This is a genomic window from Bradyrhizobium sp. SZCCHNR1053, from assembly GCF_032381235.1.
GTDB lineage: Bacteria > Pseudomonadota > Alphaproteobacteria > Rhizobiales > Xanthobacteraceae > Bradyrhizobium.
Genome location: NZ_JAUHJM010000001.1, coordinates 699,988 through 720,909, shown reverse-complemented (window position 1 = coordinate 720,909; position 20,922 = coordinate 699,988). Strand labels below are relative to the sequence as shown.

Here is a 20,922-nt window from a genome sequence, read left to right as displayed (position 1 = left end):
GACGGTCCGGGCGAGGGGATCAAGGCTGGCCGCGCCGCGGCCAGCCTTGAGATGGCGCCGCGGCGGGGTTCATCCTCCACTTCAGGGAAACCGGTAAATTGATTGGGAATCCGGCGGCTTAGCCGCTTTTTCTCAAACCCAGCCTTGTGTTTTGCCGCCTGATCCGGTTTGACTGCGCCAGCCCGAACCGAATCTCGAAGGCCTCGCCCATGCGTCTGTCGCGGTTTTTCCTGCCCATTCTGAAAGAAAATCCGAAGGAAGCCGAGATCGTCTCGCACCGGTTGATGCTGCGCGCCGGCATGCTGCGGCAGGAGGCGGCCGGGATCTATGCCTGGCTGCCGCTGGGCTTCAAGGTGCTGAAGAAGATCGAGCAGATCGTGCGCGAGGAGCAGAACCGCGCCGGCGCGCTGGAACTGCTGATGCCGACATTGCAACTCGCCGATCTCTGGCGCGAGAGTGGCCGCTACGATGCCTACGGTCCGGAGATGCTGCGCATCAGCGACCGCCACAAGCGTGAGTTGTTGTACGGGCCGACCAACGAGGAAATGATCACGGAGATCTTCCGTGCCTATGTGAAGTCCTACCGTAACCTGCCGCTCAATCTCTATCATATCCAATGGAAATTCCGCGACGAGCAGCGTCCCCGCTTCGGCGTGATGCGCGGCCGCGAATTCCTGATGAAGGACGCCTATTCGTTCGACCTCGACGAGGCCGGCGCGCGGCGCGCCTACAACAAGATGTTCGTCGCCTATCTGCGCACCTTTGCGCGGATGGGCCTGAAGGGCATCCCGATGCGCGCCGAGACCGGTCCGATCGGGGGCGATCTCAGCCATGAGTTCATCGTGCTCGCGGAGACCGGTGAATCCGGCGTCTACTGCGACCGCAATGTGCTCGACCTGCCGATCCCTCCGGCCTCCGTCGATTATGACGGCGACCTGACGCCGATCATCAAGCAATGGACGTCGCTCTATGCGGCGACCGAGGACGTCCATGACGCCGCCCGCTTCGAAGCCGAGGTGCCGGCTGAGCGGCGGGTCCATACCCGCGGCATCGAGGTCGGCCAGATCTTCTATTTCGGCACCAAATATTCCGAGCCGATGAAGGCGCTGGTCGCGGGCCCCGATGGGGCGGAGCTGGCCATCCACGGCGGCTCCTATGGCGTCGGCGTGTCACGGCTGGCTGGTGCGATCATCGAGGCCTGTCACGACGACGCCGGCATCAGATGGCCGGAGGAGGTCGCTCCGTTCCGCGCCGTGATCCTCAACCTGAAGCAGGGCGGCTCCGACACCGATGCTGCCTGCGAGCAGCTCTATCGCGATCTCCTCGCCAAGGGGGTCGACGTGCTCTACGACGACACCGAGCAGCGTGCCGGCGGCAAGTTTGCCACGGCCGACCTCATCGGCGTCCCCTGGCAGATCATGGTCGGCCCCAAGGGCCTTGCCGAGGGCAAGGTTGAGGTGAAGACCCGCAGCGACGGCGCCCGCCAGATGATGTCCCCCGCGGACGTCGTGGCACGGCTCGGCGGCGGAACATTGGCTGGCTGAGACGCGCGTTCGATCATCGGATTATCCACCGGGGCTGCCCGTCCCTTCAGGCCAATCCGGCCACATTCGGCCCGAATCATGGGATGATCGCACAATGGATGACGCCATGACCGAACCGGTGCAGACCACCACCCCCTTCGCTCCCTTCGAGTGGATGCTGTCGGGGCGCTATCTGCGTGCGCGCCGCCGGGAGGGGTTCATCTCCGTCATCGCCGGGTTCTCCTTCCTCGGCATCATGCTCGGCGTTGCCACCCTGATCATCGTGATGGCGGTGATGAATGGCTTCCGCAAGGAGCTGCTCGACAAGATCCTCGGTCTGAACGGGCATTTGCTGGTGCAGCCGCTGGAGTCGCCGCTCACCGACTGGAAGGACGTCTCCGAGCGGATCGCGCAGGTGCAGGGCATCCGCCTTGCCGCGCCGGTGGTTGACGGACAGGGTCTGGGCTCGTCGCCATTCAATGCGTCAGGCGTGTTCATCCGCGGCATTCGCGCGCAGGACCTCACGAACCTGACGTCGATCGCCAAGAACATCAAGCAGGGCTCGCTGGAAGGTTTCGACGAGGGGCAGGGCGTGGCGATCGGGCGCCGGCTCGCGGACCAGCTGTCGCTGCATGCCGGCGACAGCATCACCCTGGTCGCCCCGAAGGGCGCCGTGACGCCGATGGGCACCACGCCGCGCATCAAGCCCTACAAGATCGCGGCGGTGTTCGAGATCGGGATGTCGGAATACGACGCCAGCTTCGTCTTCATGCCGCTGGCCGAAGCGCAGGCCTATTTCAATCGCAACAACGACGTCACCGCGATCGAGATCTTCACCAGCAATCCCGACAAGGTGGAGGAGTTTCGCAAGACGGTGACCGAGGCGGCCGGCCGACCCATCTTTCTCGTCGACTGGCGCCAGCGCAACTCGACCTTCTTCAATGCGTTGCAGGTCGAGCGTAACGTGATGTTCCTGATCCTGACCTTGATCGTCCTGGTCGCGGCGCTCAACATCGTTTCGGGACTGATCATGCTGGTCAAGGACAAGGGCCAGGACATCGCCGTGCTGCGCACCATGGGGGCTTCGCAGGGGGCGATCATGCGGATATTCCTGATCACCGGCGCCTCGATCGGGGTGGTCGGCACGCTCACCGGATTCGTCGTCGGCCTCCTGATCTCGATGAATATCGATTCGATCAGGAAGTTTCTGTCCTGGCTGACGAGCACCGATCTGTTTCCCAATGAGCTCTATTTCCTGTCGAAGCTGCCGGCTGAGATCGATGCCGGCGAGACCGCGGCCGTTCTGATCATGGCCTTGACCCTGTCTTTCCTGGCTACGCTCTATCCATCATGGCGCGCGGCCCGATTAGACCCGGTCGAAGCGCTTCGCTACGAGTGAGGCGCTGATGGAAGAGCAGGGGGCAGAGGATGTGCCGGTCGTTTATCTCCACGAGATCAAGCGGCGGTACATGCAGGGCGAGCAGCAGCTGACCATCCTGGACGGCGCCAAGCTGGCGTTGTGGGCGGGGCAGTCGGTGGCGCTGGTGGCGCCGTCGGGCTCGGGCAAGTCGACATTGCTGCACATCGCGGGCCTCCTCGAGAGCCCCGACGAGGGCGAGGTCTATGTCGGGGGCGTGCCGACGTCGCAGCTCACTGACATCGAGCGCACCCAGATGCGCAGGACCGATATCGGTTTCGTCTACCAGTCGCACCGGCTGCTGCCGGAGTTCACGGCGCTGGAGAACGTGATGCTGCCGCAGATGATCCGCGGCCTCAAGCGGTCGGAGACCGTGAAGCGGGCGACCGAGATCCTGGCCTATCTCGGGCTCGGCGAGCGCATCAAGCACCGTCCGGCCGAGCTCTCCGGCGGCGAGCAGCAACGCGTCGCGATCGCGCGTGCGGTCGCCAATGCGCCGCGTGCGCTGCTGGCGGACGAGCCGACCGGCAATCTCGATCCTGGCACCGCCGATCACGTCTTTCACGCGCTGATGCAGCTCGTGAAGGCAACGCGGGTCGCGATGCTGATCGCGACCCACAACATGGAGCTGGCGGGCCGCATGGACCGGCGCGTCTCCATCGTCGGCGGCAAGGTCGTCGAGCTCGACTGAGTCCGGCCGCAGTCAGGGCCTGATCACCGTCATCTTGAACGGCTCGCGATGGGCGGCGGCATGGGCGACCGCGTCGTTGGCATGATCGAGGTCGAAACAGGTCGGCTCGAACTGCGCAAGGTCGAGCAGCCCGGCCCTGATCAGCTCCACCATCCTGACCGTCGCGCTTGGCGGGTACATCCAGACGCCGTGGATCGTGACGCACTCGCGCATGATCCAGGGATAGGGCAGCTCGAGCCCGGCTCCGCCCAGCATCCCGACGCCGCCCATCAGCACCACGCGCCCATAGGGACGCACGGTCATCACGGCCGACCGCACGACCTGGGCGGTGACCGACGGCGGCATGATGTCGAGCACGCAGTCGATCGGGCGCGGCGCCGCGCGCTTCATGCGTGCGATGTCCTCGCCCTCGTCGCCCGAGAGCCTGACCGGATGGACGCGGGATCCGAACCGGCGCTTCAGCTCCGCCAGCATGACCTCGTTGCGGCCGGGCGCCACGACCGCAGCGGCGCCCATGGCAAGCGCCACCGCGACCGCGGCGCTGCCGAACCTGCCGGTGGCGCCGCTGACCAGGACGGTCTCGCCCGCGTGCAGATTGGCGGCAATAAAGCCGCCATAGGGCACGAGCAGGGTGCCGAGCGCGCACCAGCGCGCAGCGTCATCAGTGTCGATGGCCCCGATCGGCTTGGCGTTCTCCGTCGGCACGCGCATCCGTTCGGCAAACGAGCCGTGCCGGAAATATTGTTGCAGCCTCAGCCCGCCCGGTCCGCGCGCGCTCAAGCCCTGCAGGGTGATGTCGGGGGCGAAGGCTGCGTCACGCGAGCGCACGGTTGGATCGCAGAACACCCAGTCGCCGATGGCGAGATGCGTCGCGTCGGGGCCGAGGGCGCTGACCCGGCCGACCCCTCCGGTGCCGGGGATCACCGGCAGGTCCAGCAGGTACTTCCGTTCGCCGCTGAACACTTCATTCGCATAGGACAGCACGCCGGCCGCGGCGATGTCGACGATGATTTCGCCGGTGCCGAGCACGGGGTCTTCGACATGCTCGATCTCGAGCGGCGATCCAAATCGTTTGAGCACGGCGGCCCTCATGGTCCTTCTCCATTTTCGCGGTGGCGAGGCTCCAGCCTGCCGGTCTATGCTCCGCGCAGGAAGGCCTGGTATTATCCTGGGATTAGGCAAGCCCACGCTGGCCACACCTCCCGCGGGAGCGAACCATGAGGGATCCAGCACATGAGTGATCCGCGACATGCCGAGCTCGGCAACTTCCTGCGCTCGCGGCGCGAGAAGCTGACGCCGCAAGCGGTCGGACTCGCGGCCGGGCGGCGGCGACGCACCGCAGGCCTGCGACGGGAGGAAGTGGCCGAGCTCGCTGGCATCGGCGTCGACTGGTACATCCGAATCGAGCAGGGCCGGGCCGTGAAGCCGTCCTCCTCGACCATCGATGCGCTGGCGCGCGCCCTGCGCCTGAGCCGAACCGAGCATGCTCATCTCAAGGCGCTGGTGCGCGATCCTACGCGCAAGCCGTTCGTGCGCGAGCAGGTGCCGGTCCGGCTGCGCGAGCTCGTGCAGAGTCTGAACCAGCCGGCCTACATCTCAGGACGGCGATGGGATGTGCTGGCCTGGAATGCCGCGGCGGACGAGATCTTCGGCTTCTCTCAACTCGCCGACGATGAGCGCAACACGTTGGTGCTGATGCTGTGCAAGCCCGGCGTGCGCCGGCTGTTCGGCGCGCAATGGAAGGAGCTGGCGCAACGCATGGTCGCGCAGTTTCGCGCGACCTACGATCTTTGGGCGGGCGATCCCGCCTTCGTCGATCTGATCGTGCGGCTACGGCGCGGCAGCCGTGAGTTCGACGGCTTGTGGGCGGCGCACGACGTCAATGCGCTTGCTGCCGGCGAGAAGCTGCTCGAGCATCCGAAGAAGGGCCGCGTGAGGCTGCGATACGCGACGTTCCAGTCCAATGACGATCCCGCGCTGAAATTGGCGATCTACTACACGTGATGACAATGCCGCTCCGGACGAGCGTGCGTTCAGCATGGGCCGGGAAGCACCACACATTCGTCCGCTTTGCGCATGATGATGCTACGCATTCGCAAGACTCGTCGTGCTGCCCTGAAGAATTCACGACTGAGACGTGACAGGGTTCGTTCCGTGACCGGGAGTTTCCCGATCACGATTTTGCCGTCGCGCGTATTGTGGCCATGGATGGACGCCGGCCACGACTCCTCCTTACATCTTATTAGTTGTTTGTTCATGTTGCGGGCAAAGCCTTGGAAAACAGGCCTTTGCGCCCAATCCCATAAAAGCCGGAAAGAATGGTTCTGATCTGCACATCGGTTGATGTCGGCGGAGCGAATGCGGGTGGCAGGATCGCTTCGTCGCGCTGCATGTTTTTCGCACGAAACCAGAGGGCCTGGGGACTTTGGGACAGAAGCTACGGAGTTCGATGATGAAGACGCTTTTCGGCGCAACGGTGGGGCTCGGCGCAATCGCCGCGGCGACGTCTGCATTCGCAGCTGATCTTCCAATGAAGAAGGGGCCGTACACCAAGGCGCCGCCCGCCGTCGTGGCGACGGTGTACGACTGGAGCGGCTTCTATGTCGGCTTCAACGCCGGCGGAGGTTCCAGTCGGGATTGCTGGAATCTGGTTTCGAACGCCGGTGTGGCGGTGAACCCGGCAGCCAACCGCGAAGGCTGCTCCGGCGGCGGCGGCGCGGCCGTCGGCGGCCAGGTCGGCTACCGCTATCAGATGGCCAATTGGGTGTTCGGCGTCGAGGCGCAGGGCGACTGGGCGAATTTCAAAGGCACGAATCGCAACCTGATTCTTCCCAATGTCAGCGACCGTTCACGCACCAACGGCTTCGGCCTGTTCACCGGCCAGGTCGGCTATGCCTTCGACAACATTCTCGGCTATATCAAGGGCGGTGCCGCGGTCGTCGGCGATCGCTACGACACCTTCACCACGGGCACCAACGTGATGCTCGATCGCGCCAACACCACGCGTTGGGGTGGCACGATCGGTGCCGGCCTCGAATATGGCTTCGCGCCGAACTGGTCGGTCGGCGTCGAGTACGACCACATCTTCCTGGGCAACAAGAACCTGAACTTCGTCGCCGCGGCCGGCGCGCCCGCGATGACTCATCGCATCAAGCAGGATGTCGACATCGGGCTCGTGAAGCTGAACTACAAGTTCGGTCCGGGTTTCGGGATGATGCGCTGACGCAACGACATCTTCGATTGCTTCGGTTCGTCGGAGCCACGGCTTCGACGAACCTTCGATGGTATGGCCTGAGACGACAGCTCGCTGCGTCGAAGGCGGGGACGGGTCAGTCCTCTTCGAACACGAATGGGTTGGGGAACGGCGCGTAGGGATTTGGCGCCGGCGGACGCGGCTTGATCCGTTGCCTGTGCGGATACGGATAAGGCGTCGCGCGCGGGTCATTGCTGACGCCGGCGAAATAGGGATTCGCGATGCAGTTGAGCAGGCGTCCCGACGCCGTCGCCTGGCATTGCGCGTAAGTGTCGAAGGTGCAGTGGCTCAAGCCCGGAAACTCATCACCCTGCAGACAGAACGCATGCCTGACACCGACGGCGTGAGCCGGCGCATGGGTTGCGACCACGAGGCCGGCTGCAGCCAGGGCCGCAAATAAAACCTCACGCATCAACGATCTCCCTTCATCCCTTGATGACCAGAACGCGCGCGCTTCATGGCGAAGCACCGGCGCGACGGCCTCACGCGTGTGTAGTCGGTCGGCCCTCGATTGCAAGCTGGAAAGTTCCATCAACACACTGTGATTAAAGATTAATTTCCCAACATGTCTCGTGGCCTTTCAGCAGCGAGCTGTGACCGAGCGGCTACAGCAATTGTGGCGCAGATCGTTAAGAGATGCGGCTGGCCTGGGGGCCAAATGAGACGAGACTGGACCTGTGATGAAGAAACTTCTGTTGACGACGACGGCGCTCGTGGTGCTGGCCTCGCCGGCGCTTGCCGCGGATCTCGCTGCGCGTCCCTACACGAAGGCACCGCCGCCGGTGATGGCTGCGATCTATGACTGGAGCGGCTTCTACATCGGCGTGAACGGTGGCGGCGGCTGGAGCGAGAACACCTGGGATCTGGTCGGCGGCGGCCGCGAGGGTTCGCATGATGCATCCGGCGGCACCGTCGGTGGCCAGGTCGGCTATCGCTGGCAGATGGGCCAGATCGTGTTCGGCGTCGAGGCGCAGGGCAATTGGGCCGACCTCACCGGCGACAATCAGAGCGCGCTGTTCGGAACGCGTAACCGCACCAAGACCGATGCGTTCGGCCTGTTCACCGGCCAGGTCGGCTATGCCATCAACAACGTGCTGCTCTACGCCAAGGGCGGCGCGGCCGTGACCAGCAACAAGTACACGATCACCAACGCGGCGACCGGCGCGTTCCTCGCCTCCAACGACGACACGCGCTGGGGCGGCGTGGTCGGTGCCGGACTCGAATACGGCTTCGCGCCGAACTGGTCGCTGGGCGTCGAGTACGACCATCTGTTCATGGATCGCCAGACCGTCAGCTTCGGCGCGCTCGGCTCCGACAGCATCAAGCAGGACGTCGATCTGTTCACCGCCCGCCTGAACTACCGCTTCGGCGGCCCGGTCGCGACGCGGTACTGAGTCGCTCCGCGCACGATCGGCGGATTGCAAAGCCCCGGCGTTCGCGCCGGGGCTTCTTGTTTGTGGGCCGGATTAACCATCTGCGGCGCGGGCGCGGCAACGGGTCGATCAGCGCGCTTGACCTGAGAACAGAAAAGGAACATTGTTCTTCATATGTTCTGACTCAGGGAGGTCCCGATGCTGAAGGTTTTCGTTCAAGAAGCCGCCGCGCTGGCGTCGATCACGCTGTTCGTCGGCATGATCGCGCTCTGGGCGCAAATCATTCCACAGCTTTAGTTTTCCGAGCGCAGCGGCTGGGGACAAGGCAGGCGAGGGCGCCGGACTCGCCGGAGGGCGTCCGATATGATGCGGAGCGAGTCGGTCGGGAGATAGGGCATGGCGCCGGGTCGTGACCCGAGCAAGCCCGGAAGCCGGCCCGACACCGTGATCGATCTCGGAAAAGCCCCAGGAAGTTGCAAAGCGAGCATGTCCAGCGCCGGATTTGTCCATCTCCACGTTCACTCCGCCTATTCGCTGCTGAAGGGCTCGATCAAGATCGGCAAGCTCGGCGAGCTCGCCAAGGCCGATCGCCAGCCCGCGCTGGCGCTGACCGACACCGACAACATGTTCGGTGCGCTCGAATTCTCCGACAAGATGGCGAGCTATGGCATCCAGCCGATCGCCGGCTGCGAGCTCGCTATCGATTTCGGCGACATGGACCCGAATGCCCGCAATGCCGGTGCGGTCGCGCAGCCCTCGCGAATCGTCCTGCTGGCCGCACGCGAGGAGGGCTACCGTCACCTGATGCGGCTGAACTCGCGCGCCTTCCTGGACACGCCGACGCATCAGGCGCCGCACATCAAGTTCGAGTGGCTGAACGAGGGTGTCGATGGTCTGATTGCGCTCACCGGCGGGCCCGATGGGCCGATCTCGCTCGCGATCCAGCACGACATGGCGGCACTTGCGACGCAGCGCTGCGAGCGGCTGGCAAGCCTGTTCGGCGACCGCCTCTACATCGAGCTGCAGCGCCACGGGGTCGACCGCGAGCGCCGCGTCGAAGGCGGCCTGATCGATATCGCCTATGGCAAGGGCCTGCCGCTGGTCGCGACCAACGAGCCGTATTTCGCGACCGCCGACGACTACGAGGCGCATGATGCGCTGCTGTGCATCGCCGGCGGCCATCTGGTCGCCGACACCGAGCGCGTGCAGCTGACGCCTGATCATCGTTTCAAGACCCGTGCCGAGATGGCGGTGCTGTTCGCCGACCTTCCGGAGGCCTTGGCCTCGACGGTCGAGATCGCAGAGCGCTGTTCGTACCGGCCGCGGACGCGCAAGCCGATCCTGCCGTTTTTCACGGTCGGCGCCGGCACCGGCAGCGATGCCGTGGACGCCGCGAGCGCCGAGGCCGCCGAGCTGAAGCGACAGGCGGAGGAGGGGCTGGAGCGGCGCCTCAAGGTGCACGGCATGGCGCCGGGCATGACCGAGGAGGACTATCAGAAGCGGCTCGCCTTCGAGCTCGACGTCATCATGCGCATGAAGTACGCGGGCTACTTCCTGATCGTGTCGGACTTCATCAAATGGGCCAAGGCACACGGCATCCCGGTGGGACCGGGGCGCGGCTCCGGTGCCGGCTCCCTGGTCGCCTGGGTCTTGACCATCACCGACCTCGATCCGATGCGGTTCGCGCTGCTGTTCGAGCGCTTCCTCAATCCCGAGCGTGTCTCGATGCCGGACTTCGACATCGACTTCTGCCAGGACCGCCGCGGCGAGGTGATCTCCTACGTGCAGCAGCGCTACGGCCGCGACCAAGTGGCGCAGATCATCACCTTCGGCACCCTGCAGGCGCGCGGCGTGCTGCGCGACGTCGGCCGTGTGCTGCAGATGCCCTACGGCCAGGTCGACAAGCTGACCAAGCTGGTGCCGCAGAATCCGGCCGCGCCGGTGACGCTCGCCGCCGCGATCGAGGGCGAGCCGAAGCTGCAGGCGTTCCGCGACGAGGATCCGGTGGTGGCCCGCGCCTTCGATATCGCGATGCGCCTCGAAGGCCTGACGCGGCACGCCTCGACCCACGCTGCCGGCATCGTCATCGGCGACCGGCCGCTGAGCGAGCTGGTGCCGATGTATCGCGATCCGAAATCGGACATGCCGGTTACCCAGTTCAACATGAAGTGGGTCGAGCCCGCCGGCCTCGTCAAGTTCGACTTCCTCGGCCTGAAGACGCTGACCGTGCTCGACGTCGCCGTGAAGCTTCTGAAGCAGCGCGACGTCCACGTCGATCTCGCGACTCTGCCGATCGACGACGCGCCGAGCTATCAGATGCTGGCGCGAGGCGACGTGGTCGGCGTGTTCCAGGTTGAAAGCCAGGGCATGCGGCGGGCGCTGATTGACATGCGCCCGGACCGCTTCGAGGACATCATCGCGCTGGTGGCGCTGTATCGTCCCGGTCCGATGGCCAACATCCCGACCTACTGCGCCCGCAAGCACGGCGAGGAGGAGCCGGAATATCTGCACCCGATCCTGGAGCCGATCCTGAAGGAGACCTTCGGCGTCATCATCTACCAGGAGCAGGTGATGCAGGTCGCGCAGCAGATGTCCGGCTATTCGCTCGGCGAAGCCGACCTCCTGCGCCGCGCCATGGGCAAGAAGATCCGCGCCGAGATGGACAAGCAGCGTGTCCGCTTCGTCGAGGGCGCCACCCAGAACGGCGTGCCGAAGGACCAGGCCGACACGATCTTCGACCTGCTCGCCAAGTTCGCCGACTACGGCTTCAACAAGTCGCACGCGGCCGCCTACGCGCTGGTGTCCTACCACACCGCCTACATGAAGGCGCATTATCCGGTGGAGTTCATCGCAGCGTCGATGACGCTCGATCTCAACAACACCGACAAGCTCTCGGAATTTCGTACCGAGGCGCAGCGCCTGGGCATCAAGGTCGAGCCGCCGTCGATCAATCGCTCGGGCCCGACCTTCGAGGTCAGCGGCAACACCATCTTCTACGCGTTGGCGGCCCTAAAGGGCGTCGGTCCGCAGGCGATCGAGATGATCGTGGAGGCCCGCAACAAGGGCGGGCCGTTCACCTCGCTCGCCGACTTCGCCTCCCGCGTCAATCCGCGCGCGATCAACAAGCGCATCATCGAGACGCTGGCTGCCGCCGGTGCGTTCGACGTGCTCGACAAGAACCGCGCGCGCGTGTTCGCCGGCGCCGACGCCATCGTCGCCGCCTGCCAGCGCGCCCACGAGGCCGCGACCTCGGGCCAGAACGACATGTTCGGCAACGCCGCCGACGCGCCCGCGATCATCCTGCCCAACATCGAGAACTGGCTGCCGGCCGAGCGTCTGCGGCGCGAATATGATGCGATCGGCTTCTTCCTGTCGGGCCATCCGCTCGACGACTACGCCGCGGCGCTGAAGCGCCTGCGCGTTCAGAGCTGGGCCGAGTTCTCGCGCGCGGTGAAGACCGGCGCGACCGCGGGCAAGGTCGCCGCCACCGTGGTGTCGCGCATGGAGCGGCGCACCAAGACCGGCAACAAGATGGGCATCATGGGCCTGTCGGATCCGACAGGCCATTTCGAGGCGGTGCTGTTCTCCGAAGGCCTCGCACAATATCGCGACGTGCTCGAGCCGGGCGCGGCGGTGCTGCTGCAGCTCGGCGCCGAGCTGCAGGGCGAGGATGTGCGCGCGCGCGTGCTCCATGCCGAGCCGCTCGATGATGCCGCCGCCAAGACGCAGCGTGGCCTGCGCATCTTCCTGCGCGACACCAAGCCGCTCGACTCCATCGTCAAGCGCCTGCAGGGGCCGGAAGGTGTCGCGGCCAATGGCAACGGGGCGATCGCCAAGAGCGCCGCGCCGCCGTTGGCGCCCCGCACCGCCGCAGGCGAAGGCGAGGTGTCGCTGGTCATGATGCTGGACCTCGAAACCGAGGTGGAGATGAAGCTGCCGGGGCGCTTCAAGGTTTCGCCACAAATCGCAGGTGCCATCAAGGCGGTGACCGGCGTGGTCGACGTGCAGCAGCTATAATCGGGGCGATCGTTCCGCTGGAACGGCTGCGTTCGGCGATCTTGCTGGTCGAACGGGGGGGACGAGGAACAAAAAAGCTGCGCGTGGGCTGTACGGACATGCCTCCGTTCAACCGCGGTTCAGCCATTCTCCCGCTGAATCCGCGGCGGGTGCCTCGAAGGGGCTTGAACCATGCGCTTGGCCAAGATCACCGCGAAGATCGTCCTGAGTGTCTCGCTCTGCCTGCTCGCCTTGGCGGGCTTGCCGTGGCTTGCTGCAGCGCAGCAGCCCGGCGCCGAAAAGCGCATCGCTTTGGTGATCGGCAACGGGGCCTATGCCAAGGGTCCGCTGGCCACGGCGGCCAACGATGCTGGCCTGATTGCGCAGACGCTGCAGGCGGCGGGCTTCGACGTGGTGGGCGCCCGCGACCTCGATGCCGACACGCTGCGCAAGAGCTTTCGCGATTTCATTCACAAGGCCCAGTCAGCCGACACCAACACCGTCGCGATGGTCTATCTCGCCGGCTACGGCATGCAGCTCGCCGGCGAGAACTATTTTCTTCCCGTCGACGCCAACATCGGCAGCGACGTCGACATTCCGACCGAGGGCCTGCGCCTCAGCGACTACATCCGCCAGCTTGCGGCGACGCCGGTGAAGGCCAGCGTCGTGGTGCTCGATGCCGCGCGCCAGCAGCCCTTCATTGCCGGCGGCCCGGCGATCGCCGGCGGCCTGGCGCTGGTCGAGCCCGATGCCAACATGCTGATCGCCTTCAATGCGGCGCCGGGCACGATCGCGCCGAACGAGACCGGCGCCTATGGCATCTACGCGCGCTCGCTCGCCGAGATGATCCGCACCGGCGGCCTGTCGCTGCCGGAGGTGTTCGATAGGCTGCGGCTGCGCGTCAACGAGGAGACCAAGGGCGCGCAGGTGCCGTGGGATGCGCAGAAGATCCAGGCCGCCTTCACCTTCTTCGAGCGGGCGCCGGACGCGCCGGCCACGCCGGATTCGCCCGAGCAGACCGCGGCGCTGCGCGCGCGGCCGATCCGCGAACTGCCGGTGCAGGAGGCCTATGCCGCCGCGCTGGAGCGCGACACGCTGCAGGGCTATGAGGATTTCATCGCCGCCTATCCGAGCGATCCGCTGGCGCGGCGCGTGCGCGCCCTGGTCGCCGCTCGCCGCGAGGCGCTGACCTGGCGGCGGACGTTTCGCACCGACAGCCCGGAAGCCTATTGGTCCTATCTGAAGCGCTATCCCTATGGCGCGCATGCCGAGGACGCCCGGCGGCGGCTGGCGATGTTGTCGGCAGCGCCGGCGCCGCCGCCGACCTTCGCGATGATCGAATATGACGTGCCGCCGCCGCCGCTCGACGAGGTGATCTATGTCGAACGTCCGGTGCTGCTGTTCTCGGATCCCGAATTCGATTTCGTGCCGCCGCCCCCGCCGCCGGTCTACATCCTGCCGCCGCCTCCGCCGGAGTTCGTGGAGCTGCCGCCGCCGTTCGCGCCGGTCGGCCTGTTCATCCTGCCGCGGCCGGTGTTCGTGCCGATCCCGGTCTATGTCCGGCCGCCGGCTTTCGTTGCGCCGCCGCCGAACAACATCATCTACCAGAACATCCACAACACCGCGGTCATCAACACCGTGATCAATCGTCCCGCACCTGCCGGTCCGATGTCCACCGGTCCCGCTGCGGCAACCCAGCCGGCCGTGGCGACGGCGCCGGCATTGCCGCCCGCGGTGATGCAGCGCGCGACCCTGATCCAGCAGGGCAAGGTGCCGCCGCCCGCACCGGTCGCCAATCCTGCCGCGCGACCCGCCGGACCGGGCGGACCGTTGCCTGCTGGCGTTCCGCAGGCTGCGCTTCCAAATCAGGCCGGCCGGCCGGGGCAGGGCCCGCCAAACGCGAATGCGCTTCCGGTGCCGGGCCAACGTGGCGCGCCGGGGCTTCCCGCTGCGGTGCAGACGCCTGCGATCCGGCCGGACATGCGGGCGAACCGCACGCCGCCCGGCGTACCCGCCGCACCTCCCGCGGCCGTGGCTCCTCGCCCGGTTGCGCCGGCGGCCATTCCACACGCACCGGACGCGCGACCGCGGCTGCAGCCGGCCGTGCCCGACCAGATCCAGCATCGCGCAGCGCCGCCGACGGCTGCGCGGCCGAGTCCGCCGCCGCCACGGCCGCCGGCTGCGCCCGTGCTTCGAGCGGCGCCGGCGCGGCCCGCGCCGCCGCCTGTGATGCGCCCAGCTCCTCCGCCACAAATGGCCCGGCCGGCGCCGCCCCCGATGGCCCGGCCCGCTCCGCCGCCGATGATGCGGCCGGCTCCGCCGCCGCCAATGGCGCGTCCGAGCCCGCCGCCGCAGATGGCACGTCCAAGCCCGCCGCCGGTGGCCGCGATGGCGCGGCCCGCCGCACCGCCGCCGATGGCAAGACCGGCAGCACCACCGCCGCGACCTGCTCCGCCGCAGGCCCCGGGCAAGCGGTGTCCGCCGAACGTGCCGCATTGCTGAGCCGGCCGGCGCAGCCGCGGCGCGCCGGTTGCATCGCAGGCCCGTTTTCGATATTGGCCGGACCGCCGGACTGATCGATCGTGGGCGCGCGACGTCGGCAGTCGACGACGTGTTGCGGGGGCACCATTGATATCAGCGTTTGTTGGCACCGTGCGCGCGCTGCTGTGGCGAGGCGCGATCATGGCAGCTCTTGGCAGTGCTGGGGTTGCGGGCGTCCCGTCCTATGCCAATGCGCAGGCGCTGCCGGGCGCCGAAGCCGTATATGCCTCGGCGCCGCCGCGCCTGCTTCAGATCCGCACGCTCGTGGCCGATGCCGGTCGCCAGACCTCGACCGGTTCCGGCTTTCTGGTCTCCGCCGACGGGCTCGCGGTCACGAACTATCACGTCGTGTCGGACGCCGCGCTCGAGCCGAAGACCTACCGGCTCGAATATACGGGAGCCGATGGCACACAAGGCGGCGTGACGCTGCTCGCCGTCGACCTGCCCAACGATCTCGCGCTCGTTCGCGTCGACAAGCAGAACGCGCCGTTCTTCTCCTTCGACAAGGCCGCGCTCGACGGCAGCCTGCCGAAAGGCGAGCGGCTGTATTCGCTCGGCAACCCGCTCGATCTCGGCTTCACCATCATCGAGGGCACCTACAACGGTCTCGTCGAGCACAGCTACAACGATCACATCCACTTCACCGGCGCGCTCAATCCCGGCATGAGCGGCGGGCCGGCGGTCAATGCGCAAGGCCAGGTGGTGGGCGTCAACGTCGCCACCCGCCGCGGCGGCCAGCTCATCAGCTTCCTGGTGCCGGCGCGCTTCGCCGCCGCGCTGCTGGCACGCGGTCAGGATGCCAGGCCGGCGGCGGCCGATCTGCGCAAGGACGTGGTCGCGCAGCTCACCAGCTGGCGCGGAGCGCTCTACAAATCCTTGGGCGAGGAGGGCTTCCGCGACCGCGTATTTGGGTCCTATCAGGCGCCGGAGACGCGCGCGGGCTGGTTCGAATGCTGGGCGAGCACGAATGCCAGCGCGTCGCCGAAGCCGCGCGCCAGCATCAATTCGACCAGTTGCAAGGCCGAGGCGAGCGTGTATGTCGCCTCCGACCTCAACACCGGTGTGGTCGAGGTCAGCCACTCCTACGCGAAATCGATCGACCTCAATCAATTCCAGTTCGCGACCGTGTTGACGCAACTGGCGCAGCCGCGGCTGACCATGGGTGGCTCGTTCCGCAAATGGTACACGCCGCAGCATTGCCATGCGGATTTCGTCGGCGTCGCGCCGGCGGCCGCTCATCCGCCGCTGCGCGTATTGTGGTGCGCGCAAGGCTATCGTGAGTTCGACGGCCTCTACGACGTCGTGCTGGTCGCGGTCACGCAGGACCACGCCGACGAGGCGCTGGTGTCGCGGCTGAACCTGCAAGCGATCGCCTACGACGACGCCTTGCGCCTCGGCAAGAGCTTCCTCGAACGCCTGCAGGTCGCACGATGATCTGGATCGAGATCCTCTCCAAGCATCGCGACGTCGCCGGCCGCTTCCGCGTCGATGCCACCGAGATCAGCATCGGCCGTGGCTATGACAATCACGTCATCCTTGACGATCCCTATGTCGCCGCGCGCCATGTGCGGATTTTCCGTGACGGCGAGGGGCGCCTCGTCGCCGAGGATCTCGGCAGCGCCAACGGTCTCTTTCTCGATCGCGGCAAGAGCCGGAAGCCGCAGCTCGTCCTCGATGGCATCAAGCCGATCCGGATCGGCCAGACACTGCTTCGGATCCGCGACGCCGGCCATGCCGTCGAGCCGGAGCGGCTCGCGGGCTCCGAACGCGGGGCGCTGCCGATCATTGCGGCGATCGCGCTCGGCGTCGTCCTGCTCGCGATCAATGCGCTGATGACTTGGTTTGCGCAGACCACCGAGGCGCATCTGTCCGATTATCTCGTGCCGACCCTCACCATGATCGGGGTCGTCGTTGCCTGGGTCGGCGTCTGGGCGCTGCTGGCGCGGCTGTTTTCCGGTCGCTCGCATTTTCTGCGCCACCTCCTGATCGCGCAGGCGGGTCTGATCGCATTCTGGATCTACAGCGAGTTCGCCCAGATTGCCTCGTTCGCCCTGACCTGGACCGCCGTCTTCACCTACGGTTATGTCGTGTCGTGGATCGTTCTGGCGGCGACATGCTTCCTGCATCTGCGCGAGGTCGGGCGCACCCACATGGTCGCCAAGGGCATGGTAGTCGGGCTGCTGCTCGTGGTCGCGATCGCGGTCCAGACCGTGCAGCGGTCGGAGGCGCTGGCGAATTCCGGCCGTCCCAATGTCAGCCACGTGCTGATGCCGCCGTCCTTGCGCCTGGTTCCAGTACAGGACGAGCAGGTCTTCTCCGACGACGCTGCGCGGCTGAGGGCAAATCTCGACGCCGATCGGGCCGCGCTGACGCCGGCCGGTGTGGAGCGCTGAGCACAGTTCCACCGTCTTTGCTCCAGCAGATTCAAAGTTCCCCGGTTCCCATCATAGCCTCTATCCGGGTTTTTACGGGGAGAGGGCAATGAACAGGCGGGCGCTGCTGGGATTGGGGGCGGCACTTATGGTATCAGGGTGCCTAACAGGCAAAGAAGGCACCGAGTATGCGGTGGTGTCACAGAAGATCGGGGCGCCGCGTTCCGGACACTCCCGCATCGTCATCATGAGTTTGAAGGATGCCTGGCTCGACAGGACCACCTGCGACGCCGAGGTCGATGGCGTCGCGCTGAGCCGCCTGATCCCCGGTACCTACGTCTACCTCGACCGGCCGGCCGGTCCGCACCACCTCGTCGCCACCCAGACCCTGTTCCCGGGCGACTCGGTGCTCGATTTCAATACCGAACCGGGGCGGACCTATTTCTTCTCGATCAGGCCCAGCGATCGGTCCAGGGCCATGCAGGGCGGCGGCATGGCATTTGGCCTGCTGGGCATGGGCGTGATGGCGGCGGCCTCGTCGGGCGCCGGCAACAAGGGCCCGGTCGACTTCGTTCCGCTCCAGGAAGGGCAGGCGAGGGCGGCGCTGGCGGAGCTTCTGCAGGCCGAATAGGCCCATTTTCCTTGCGTTGCGCCAAAATCCGGCTATATAGCGCGCCATCTCACACGGAAACTTGGCTCTCCTAGAGGGCGTCCGGTGGCAAGCCGGGCCTTAACGGTCTGTCTTTGCTCACGCGTTTCCGGAGGAATCAACCGGAGAATATCCAATGGCGCTACCTGAATTCACGATGCGTCAGCTGCTCGAAGCTGGCGTGCACTTTGGTCACCAGTCTCACCGCTGGAATCCGAAAATGGCCGATTTCATTTTCGGAGCCCGCAACAACATCCACATCATCGATCTCGCCCAGACCGTGCCGCTGCTGCACACTGCGCTGCAGGCTGTCAGCGACACCGTCGCCAAGGGCGGCCGCATCCTGTTCGTCGGCACCAAGCGCCAGGCGCAGGACAACGTGGCCGATGCGGCCAAGCGTTGCGCGCAGTATTTCGTCAATTCGCGCTGGCTCGGCGGTACGCTGACCAACTGGAAGACGATCTCGGCCTCGATCAAGCGCCTGCGTCATCTCGACGAGGTGCTGTCCTCTGGCGAAGCCAACTCCTACACCAAGAAGGAGCGGCTGACCCTGCAGCGCGAGCGCGACAAGCTCGATCGCTCGCTCGGCGGCATCAAGGACATGGGCGGTCTGCCCGACATGATCTTCGTGATCGACACCAACAAGGAAGACATCGCGATCCAGGAGGCCCAGCGCCTCAAGATCCCGGTTGCCGCGATCGTCGATACCAATTGCGACCCGAAGGGCATCACCTATGTCGTGCCGGGCAATGACGATGCGGGCCGTGCGATCTCGCTGTATTGCGACCTGATCGCGCGTGCCGCGATCGACGGCATCTCGCGGGCGCAGGGCGAGCTCGGGATCGACGTCGGGGCTTCCGCCGCCCCGCTGGAGGAAGAGCTTCCGGCAGCATCGGTCGCCTCGAAGTTCCAGGGGCTGCCCGGTCCGCGTGGCACCGCCGACGATCTCAAGAAGCTCACCGGCGTTTCGGGTGCCGTCGAGAAGAAGCTGAACGACCTCGGCATCTTCCACTACTGGCAGCTCGCCGAGCTCGATCACGACACGGCGCACCAGATCGGCGAAGAAGTGGGTCTGCCGAGCCGGGCCGATGCCTGGGTTGCCCAGGCCAAGTCGCTCGCCGACGCCTAAGACGACGCAAGAGAATCTGGCCGGCGTCTCACGCCGGCCATCGCGACTGAGATAGGTTTTTCCTGGCAGCGGGCGGCGACCAGCCATCCGCTGCGTCGCGCTTTGGACAGGCAAAAGGACGTTCAACAATGGCTAACATCACCGCAGCGATGGTGAAGGACCTGCGCGAGTCGACCGGCGCGGGCATGATGGACTGCAAGGCCGCGCTCACCGAGAACGGCGGCGACATGCAGGCCGCGCAGGATTGGCTGCGCAAGAAAGGCCTGTCGAAGGCCGCCAAGAAGGCCGGTCGCGTTGCGGCCGAGGGCCTGATCGGCGCGCTGACCTCGGGCAAGAAGGGCGTGGTCGTCGAGGTCAACTCCGAGACCGACTTCGTCGCCCGCAACGAGCACTTCCAGGGCCTGGTCAAGATGATCGCCCAGGTCGCGCTCGACGTCGGTGCCGACGTGGAGAAGATCAAGGCCGCCAAGGTGGGCAGCATCACGGTCGAGGCCGCGATTGCCGATTCGATCGCCACCATCGGTGAGAACCAGACGCTGCGGCGTGCGGCTTCGCTCGAAGTGAGCCAGGGCGTCGTGTCGAGCTACGTCCATGGCGCCGTCATCGAGGGTGCCGGCAAGCTCGGCGTGATCGTGGCGCTGGAGTCGCCCGGCAAGACCGACGAGCTCGCCGTGCTCGGCCGCCAGCTCGCGATGCATGTCGCCGCGGCCAATCCGCAGGCGATCGATGCGGCCGGTCTCGATCCGGAACTCGTCAAGCGCGAGAAGGACGTGCTCGCCGACAAATATCGTCAGCAGGGCAAGCCGGAAAACGTGATCGAGAAGATCGTCGAGTCCGGTCTGAAGACCTACTACAAGGAAGTCACCCTGCTCGAGCAGGCCTTCATCCACGACAGCGGCAAGTCCGTCGCGCAGGCGCTGAAGGAAGCCGAAGGCAAGGTCGGTGGTCCGATCAAGGTCGCCGGTTTCGTCCGCTATGCCCTCGGCGAGGGCATCGAGAAGGAAGAGACCGACTTCGCTGCCGAAGTCGCCGCCGCCAGCGGCAAGAAGTAACGACTGAACCTGGTTCGATCCGGCGCATGCGTGCGCCGGATCCCAACGCGCGAGACAGGGAAGCATTGGCACATGGCTGAGCCGGTCTATCGTCGCGTCGTGGTCAAGCTGTCCGGCGAATATCTCGCGGGCCCTCATTCCTTCGGCATCGACCAGCCGACCATCGACCGCATCGCCGACGACCTCATTGCGGCTCAGAAATTGGGCGTCGAGATTGCCGTCGTCGTCGGCGGCGGCAACATGGTGCGCGGGGTCGAGGTCTCGTCGCAGGGCGTATCGCGCCCGACCGGCGACACGATGGGCATGCTCGCGACGGTCATGAACTGCCTGGCGCTCGAAGCCGCGATTCAGCGCAAAGGTACCCCGGCGCAGGCGCTCTCGGCCTTCGTGATGCCGGAGGTTTGCGAGCTGTTCACGCGCGCTGCAGCGCACAAGTCGCTGGCCGAAGGGCGCATCGTGGTGCTCGGGGGCGGCACCGGCAATCCCTATTTCACCACCGATACCACCGCCGTGTTGCGGGCGGCCGAGGTCGGCGCGCAGGCCGTGCTGAAGGCCACCAATGTCGACGGCGTCTATAGTGCCGATCCCAAGAAGGATCCGGCTGCCAAGCGCTTCGACCGTCTGACCCATTCGCAGGCCATCGAGGGCGGCTACAAGGTCATGGACGCGACTGCATTCGCGCTTGCCCGGGAAACATCGCTGCCTATCATTGTCTTCTCCATTGCCGAACCCGGCTCGATCGGTGCGATGCTGCGGGGCGAAGGGCGCGGCACCATCGTCGCGGGGTGAGCCCGGCACCGTCGGCAGCCGGTGTTGGACCGATCCCCAGCCTGCGGTAGAAGCGTAAGCGAAACAGGAATTCGTCCGGGAGTTGCGCGAGTCCCGCCGCCGGCCCTCCAAGGCCCGGCAGAACGGCCGCAGCGACC

Annotated in this window: 17 protein-coding genes; 14 read left to right on the top strand and 3 right to left on the bottom strand. The window is 66.1% G+C overall.

The genetic code is table 11. The annotated features are described in order from the left end of the window. Window positions 1-209 precede the first annotated feature (209 nt). From proS to QX051_RS03375, 3 genes are all read left to right on the top strand, one after another. Window positions 210-1,544, top strand: a complete 1,335-nt coding sequence (gene proS / locus QX051_RS03385; RefSeq protein ID WP_315775052.1) for a proline--tRNA ligase — start codon at window positions 210-212, stop codon at window positions 1,542-1,544. Between the two features lie 94 nt (window positions 1,545-1,638). Further along, window positions 1,639-2,922, top strand: a complete 1,284-nt coding sequence (locus tag QX051_RS03380; protein ID WP_315711581.1) for a lipoprotein-releasing ABC transporter permease subunit — start codon at window positions 1,639-1,641, stop codon at window positions 2,920-2,922. A gap of 7 nt (window positions 2,923-2,929) precedes the next feature. After that, window positions 2,930-3,631: an ABC transporter ATP-binding protein gene (locus QX051_RS03375; protein ID WP_315738246.1), complete on the top strand. Its 702-nt coding sequence runs from the start codon at window positions 2,930-2,932 to the stop codon at window positions 3,629-3,631. Between the two features lie 12 nt (window positions 3,632-3,643). Here the strand turns inward: QX051_RS03375 and QX051_RS03370 are convergent, their stop codons facing one another. Further along, window positions 3,644-4,723 (bottom strand): zinc-binding alcohol dehydrogenase family protein, encoded by a 1,080-nt coding sequence (locus QX051_RS03370; protein ID WP_315775050.1) that lies wholly within the window; start codon window positions 4,721-4,723, stop codon window positions 3,644-3,646. Window positions 4,724-4,864: 141 nt separating this feature from the next. Here QX051_RS03370 and QX051_RS03365 point away from each other — a divergent pair, with 141 nt between their 5' ends. After that, window positions 4,865-5,635 (top strand): helix-turn-helix transcriptional regulator, encoded by a 771-nt coding sequence (locus tag QX051_RS03365; RefSeq protein ID WP_315775048.1) that lies wholly within the window; start codon window positions 4,865-4,867, stop codon window positions 5,633-5,635. A 250-nt stretch (window positions 5,636-5,885) separates the two neighbouring features. Here the strand turns inward: QX051_RS03365 and QX051_RS03360 are convergent, their stop codons facing one another. Beyond that, window positions 5,886-6,023 (bottom strand): hypothetical protein, encoded by a 138-nt coding sequence (locus QX051_RS03360; protein ID WP_315738243.1) that lies wholly within the window; start codon window positions 6,021-6,023, stop codon window positions 5,886-5,888. A gap of 57 nt (window positions 6,024-6,080) precedes the next feature. Between QX051_RS03360 and QX051_RS03355 the strand changes: the two genes are divergently transcribed. Continuing rightward, window positions 6,081-6,854 (top strand): outer membrane protein, encoded by a 774-nt coding sequence (locus tag QX051_RS03355; RefSeq protein ID WP_315711586.1) that lies wholly within the window; start codon window positions 6,081-6,083, stop codon window positions 6,852-6,854. 106 nt (window positions 6,855-6,960) lie between these two features. Here QX051_RS03355 and QX051_RS03350 read toward each other — a convergent pair whose 3' ends face one another. Further along, window positions 6,961-7,296, bottom strand: coding sequence for a DUF3551 domain-containing protein (locus tag QX051_RS03350; RefSeq protein ID WP_315738242.1), 336 nt, complete (start codon window positions 7,294-7,296; stop codon window positions 6,961-6,963). A 268-nt stretch (window positions 7,297-7,564) separates the two neighbouring features. Between QX051_RS03350 and QX051_RS03345 the strand changes: the two genes are divergently transcribed. The 9 genes from QX051_RS03345 to pyrH all read left to right on the top strand — a co-directional run bounded on the left by QX051_RS03345 (window position 7,565) and on the right by pyrH (window position 20,785). Next, a complete protein-coding gene (locus tag QX051_RS03345) occupies window positions 7,565-8,278 on the top strand; it encodes an outer membrane protein (RefSeq protein ID WP_315770845.1) in 714 nt (237 codons plus the stop codon). Window positions 8,279-8,743: 465 nt separating this feature from the next. Continuing rightward, window positions 8,744-12,274: a DNA polymerase III subunit alpha gene (dnaE, locus tag QX051_RS03340; RefSeq protein ID WP_315775306.1), complete on the top strand. Its 3,531-nt coding sequence runs from the start codon at window positions 8,744-8,746 to the stop codon at window positions 12,272-12,274. 171 nt (window positions 12,275-12,445) lie between these two features. After that, window positions 12,446-14,755, top strand: coding sequence for a caspase domain-containing protein (locus QX051_RS03335; RefSeq protein WP_315775047.1), 2,310 nt, complete (start codon window positions 12,446-12,448; stop codon window positions 14,753-14,755). Between the two features lie 180 nt (window positions 14,756-14,935). Beyond that, window positions 14,936-16,228, top strand: coding sequence for a S1C family serine protease (locus tag QX051_RS03330; RefSeq protein WP_409998056.1), 1,293 nt, complete (start codon window positions 14,936-14,938; stop codon window positions 16,226-16,228). Continuing rightward, complete coding sequence (locus QX051_RS03325) at window positions 16,225-17,187, top strand: FHA domain-containing protein (protein WP_315775046.1); 963 nt, start codon at window positions 16,225-16,227, stop codon at window positions 17,185-17,187. Before QX051_RS03330 ends, QX051_RS03325 begins: the two co-directional genes overlap by 4 nt. 226 nt (window positions 17,188-17,413) lie before the next feature. Continuing rightward, complete coding sequence (locus tag QX051_RS03320) at window positions 17,414-17,797, top strand: hypothetical protein (RefSeq protein WP_315775045.1); 384 nt, start codon at window positions 17,414-17,416, stop codon at window positions 17,795-17,797. Window positions 17,798-17,951: 154 nt separating this feature from the next. Beyond that, window positions 17,952-18,944: a 30S ribosomal protein S2 gene (locus tag QX051_RS03315; protein WP_315738235.1), complete on the top strand. Its 993-nt coding sequence runs from the start codon at window positions 17,952-17,954 to the stop codon at window positions 18,942-18,944. 128 nt (window positions 18,945-19,072) lie between these two features. Continuing rightward, complete coding sequence (tsf, locus tag QX051_RS03310; RefSeq protein WP_315711597.1) at window positions 19,073-19,996, top strand: translation elongation factor Ts; 924 nt, start codon at window positions 19,073-19,075, stop codon at window positions 19,994-19,996. A gap of 72 nt (window positions 19,997-20,068) precedes the next feature. Then, a complete protein-coding gene (pyrH, locus tag QX051_RS03305) occupies window positions 20,069-20,785 on the top strand; it encodes a UMP kinase (RefSeq protein WP_315775044.1) in 717 nt (238 codons plus the stop codon). Window positions 20,786-20,922: the final 137 nt, after the last annotated feature.

Excerpts from the sequence above, each read along its gene's own strand:
- QX051_RS03330 (WP_409998056.1), top strand. The coding sequence starts at position 14,936 with ATGGCAGCTCTTGGCAGTGCTGGGGTTGCGGGCGTCCCGTCCTATGCC.
- QX051_RS03335 (WP_315775047.1), top strand. The coding sequence starts at position 12,446 with ATGCGCTTGGCCAAGATCACCGCGAAGATCGTCCTGAGTGTCTCGCTC.
- pyrH (WP_315775044.1), top strand. The coding sequence starts at position 20,069 with ATGGCTGAGCCGGTCTATCGTCGCGTCGTGGTCAAGCTGTCCGGCGAA.
- tsf (WP_315711597.1), top strand. The coding sequence starts at position 19,073 with ATGGCTAACATCACCGCAGCGATGGTGAAGGACCTGCGCGAGTCGACC.
- QX051_RS03320 (WP_315775045.1), top strand. The coding sequence starts at position 17,414 with ATGAGTTTGAAGGATGCCTGGCTCGACAGGACCACCTGCGACGCCGAG.
- QX051_RS03350 (WP_315738242.1), bottom strand. The coding sequence starts at position 7,296 with ATGCGTGAGGTTTTATTTGCGGCCCTGGCTGCAGCCGGCCTCGTGGTC.
- QX051_RS03375 (WP_315738246.1), top strand. The coding sequence starts at position 2,930 with ATGGAAGAGCAGGGGGCAGAGGATGTGCCGGTCGTTTATCTCCACGAG.
- QX051_RS03380 (WP_315711581.1), top strand. The coding sequence starts at position 1,639 with ATGGATGACGCCATGACCGAACCGGTGCAGACCACCACCCCCTTCGCT.
- QX051_RS03315 (WP_315738235.1), top strand. The coding sequence starts at position 17,952 with ATGGCGCTACCTGAATTCACGATGCGTCAGCTGCTCGAAGCTGGCGTG.
- QX051_RS03370 (WP_315775050.1), bottom strand. The coding sequence starts at position 4,723 with ATGAGGGCCGCCGTGCTCAAACGATTTGGATCGCCGCTCGAGATCGAG.
- QX051_RS03345 (WP_315770845.1), top strand. The coding sequence starts at position 7,565 with ATGAAGAAACTTCTGTTGACGACGACGGCGCTCGTGGTGCTGGCCTCG.
- dnaE (WP_315775306.1), top strand. The coding sequence starts at position 8,744 with ATGTCCAGCGCCGGATTTGTCCATCTCCACGTTCACTCCGCCTATTCG.
- QX051_RS03360 (WP_315738243.1), bottom strand. The coding sequence starts at position 6,023 with ATGCAGCGCGACGAAGCGATCCTGCCACCCGCATTCGCTCCGCCGACA.
- QX051_RS03355 (WP_315711586.1), top strand. The coding sequence starts at position 6,081 with ATGATGAAGACGCTTTTCGGCGCAACGGTGGGGCTCGGCGCAATCGCC.
- QX051_RS03365 (WP_315775048.1), top strand. The coding sequence starts at position 4,865 with ATGAGTGATCCGCGACATGCCGAGCTCGGCAACTTCCTGCGCTCGCGG.
- QX051_RS03325 (WP_315775046.1), top strand. The coding sequence starts at position 16,225 with ATGATCTGGATCGAGATCCTCTCCAAGCATCGCGACGTCGCCGGCCGC.
- proS (WP_315775052.1), top strand. The coding sequence starts at position 210 with ATGCGTCTGTCGCGGTTTTTCCTGCCCATTCTGAAAGAAAATCCGAAG.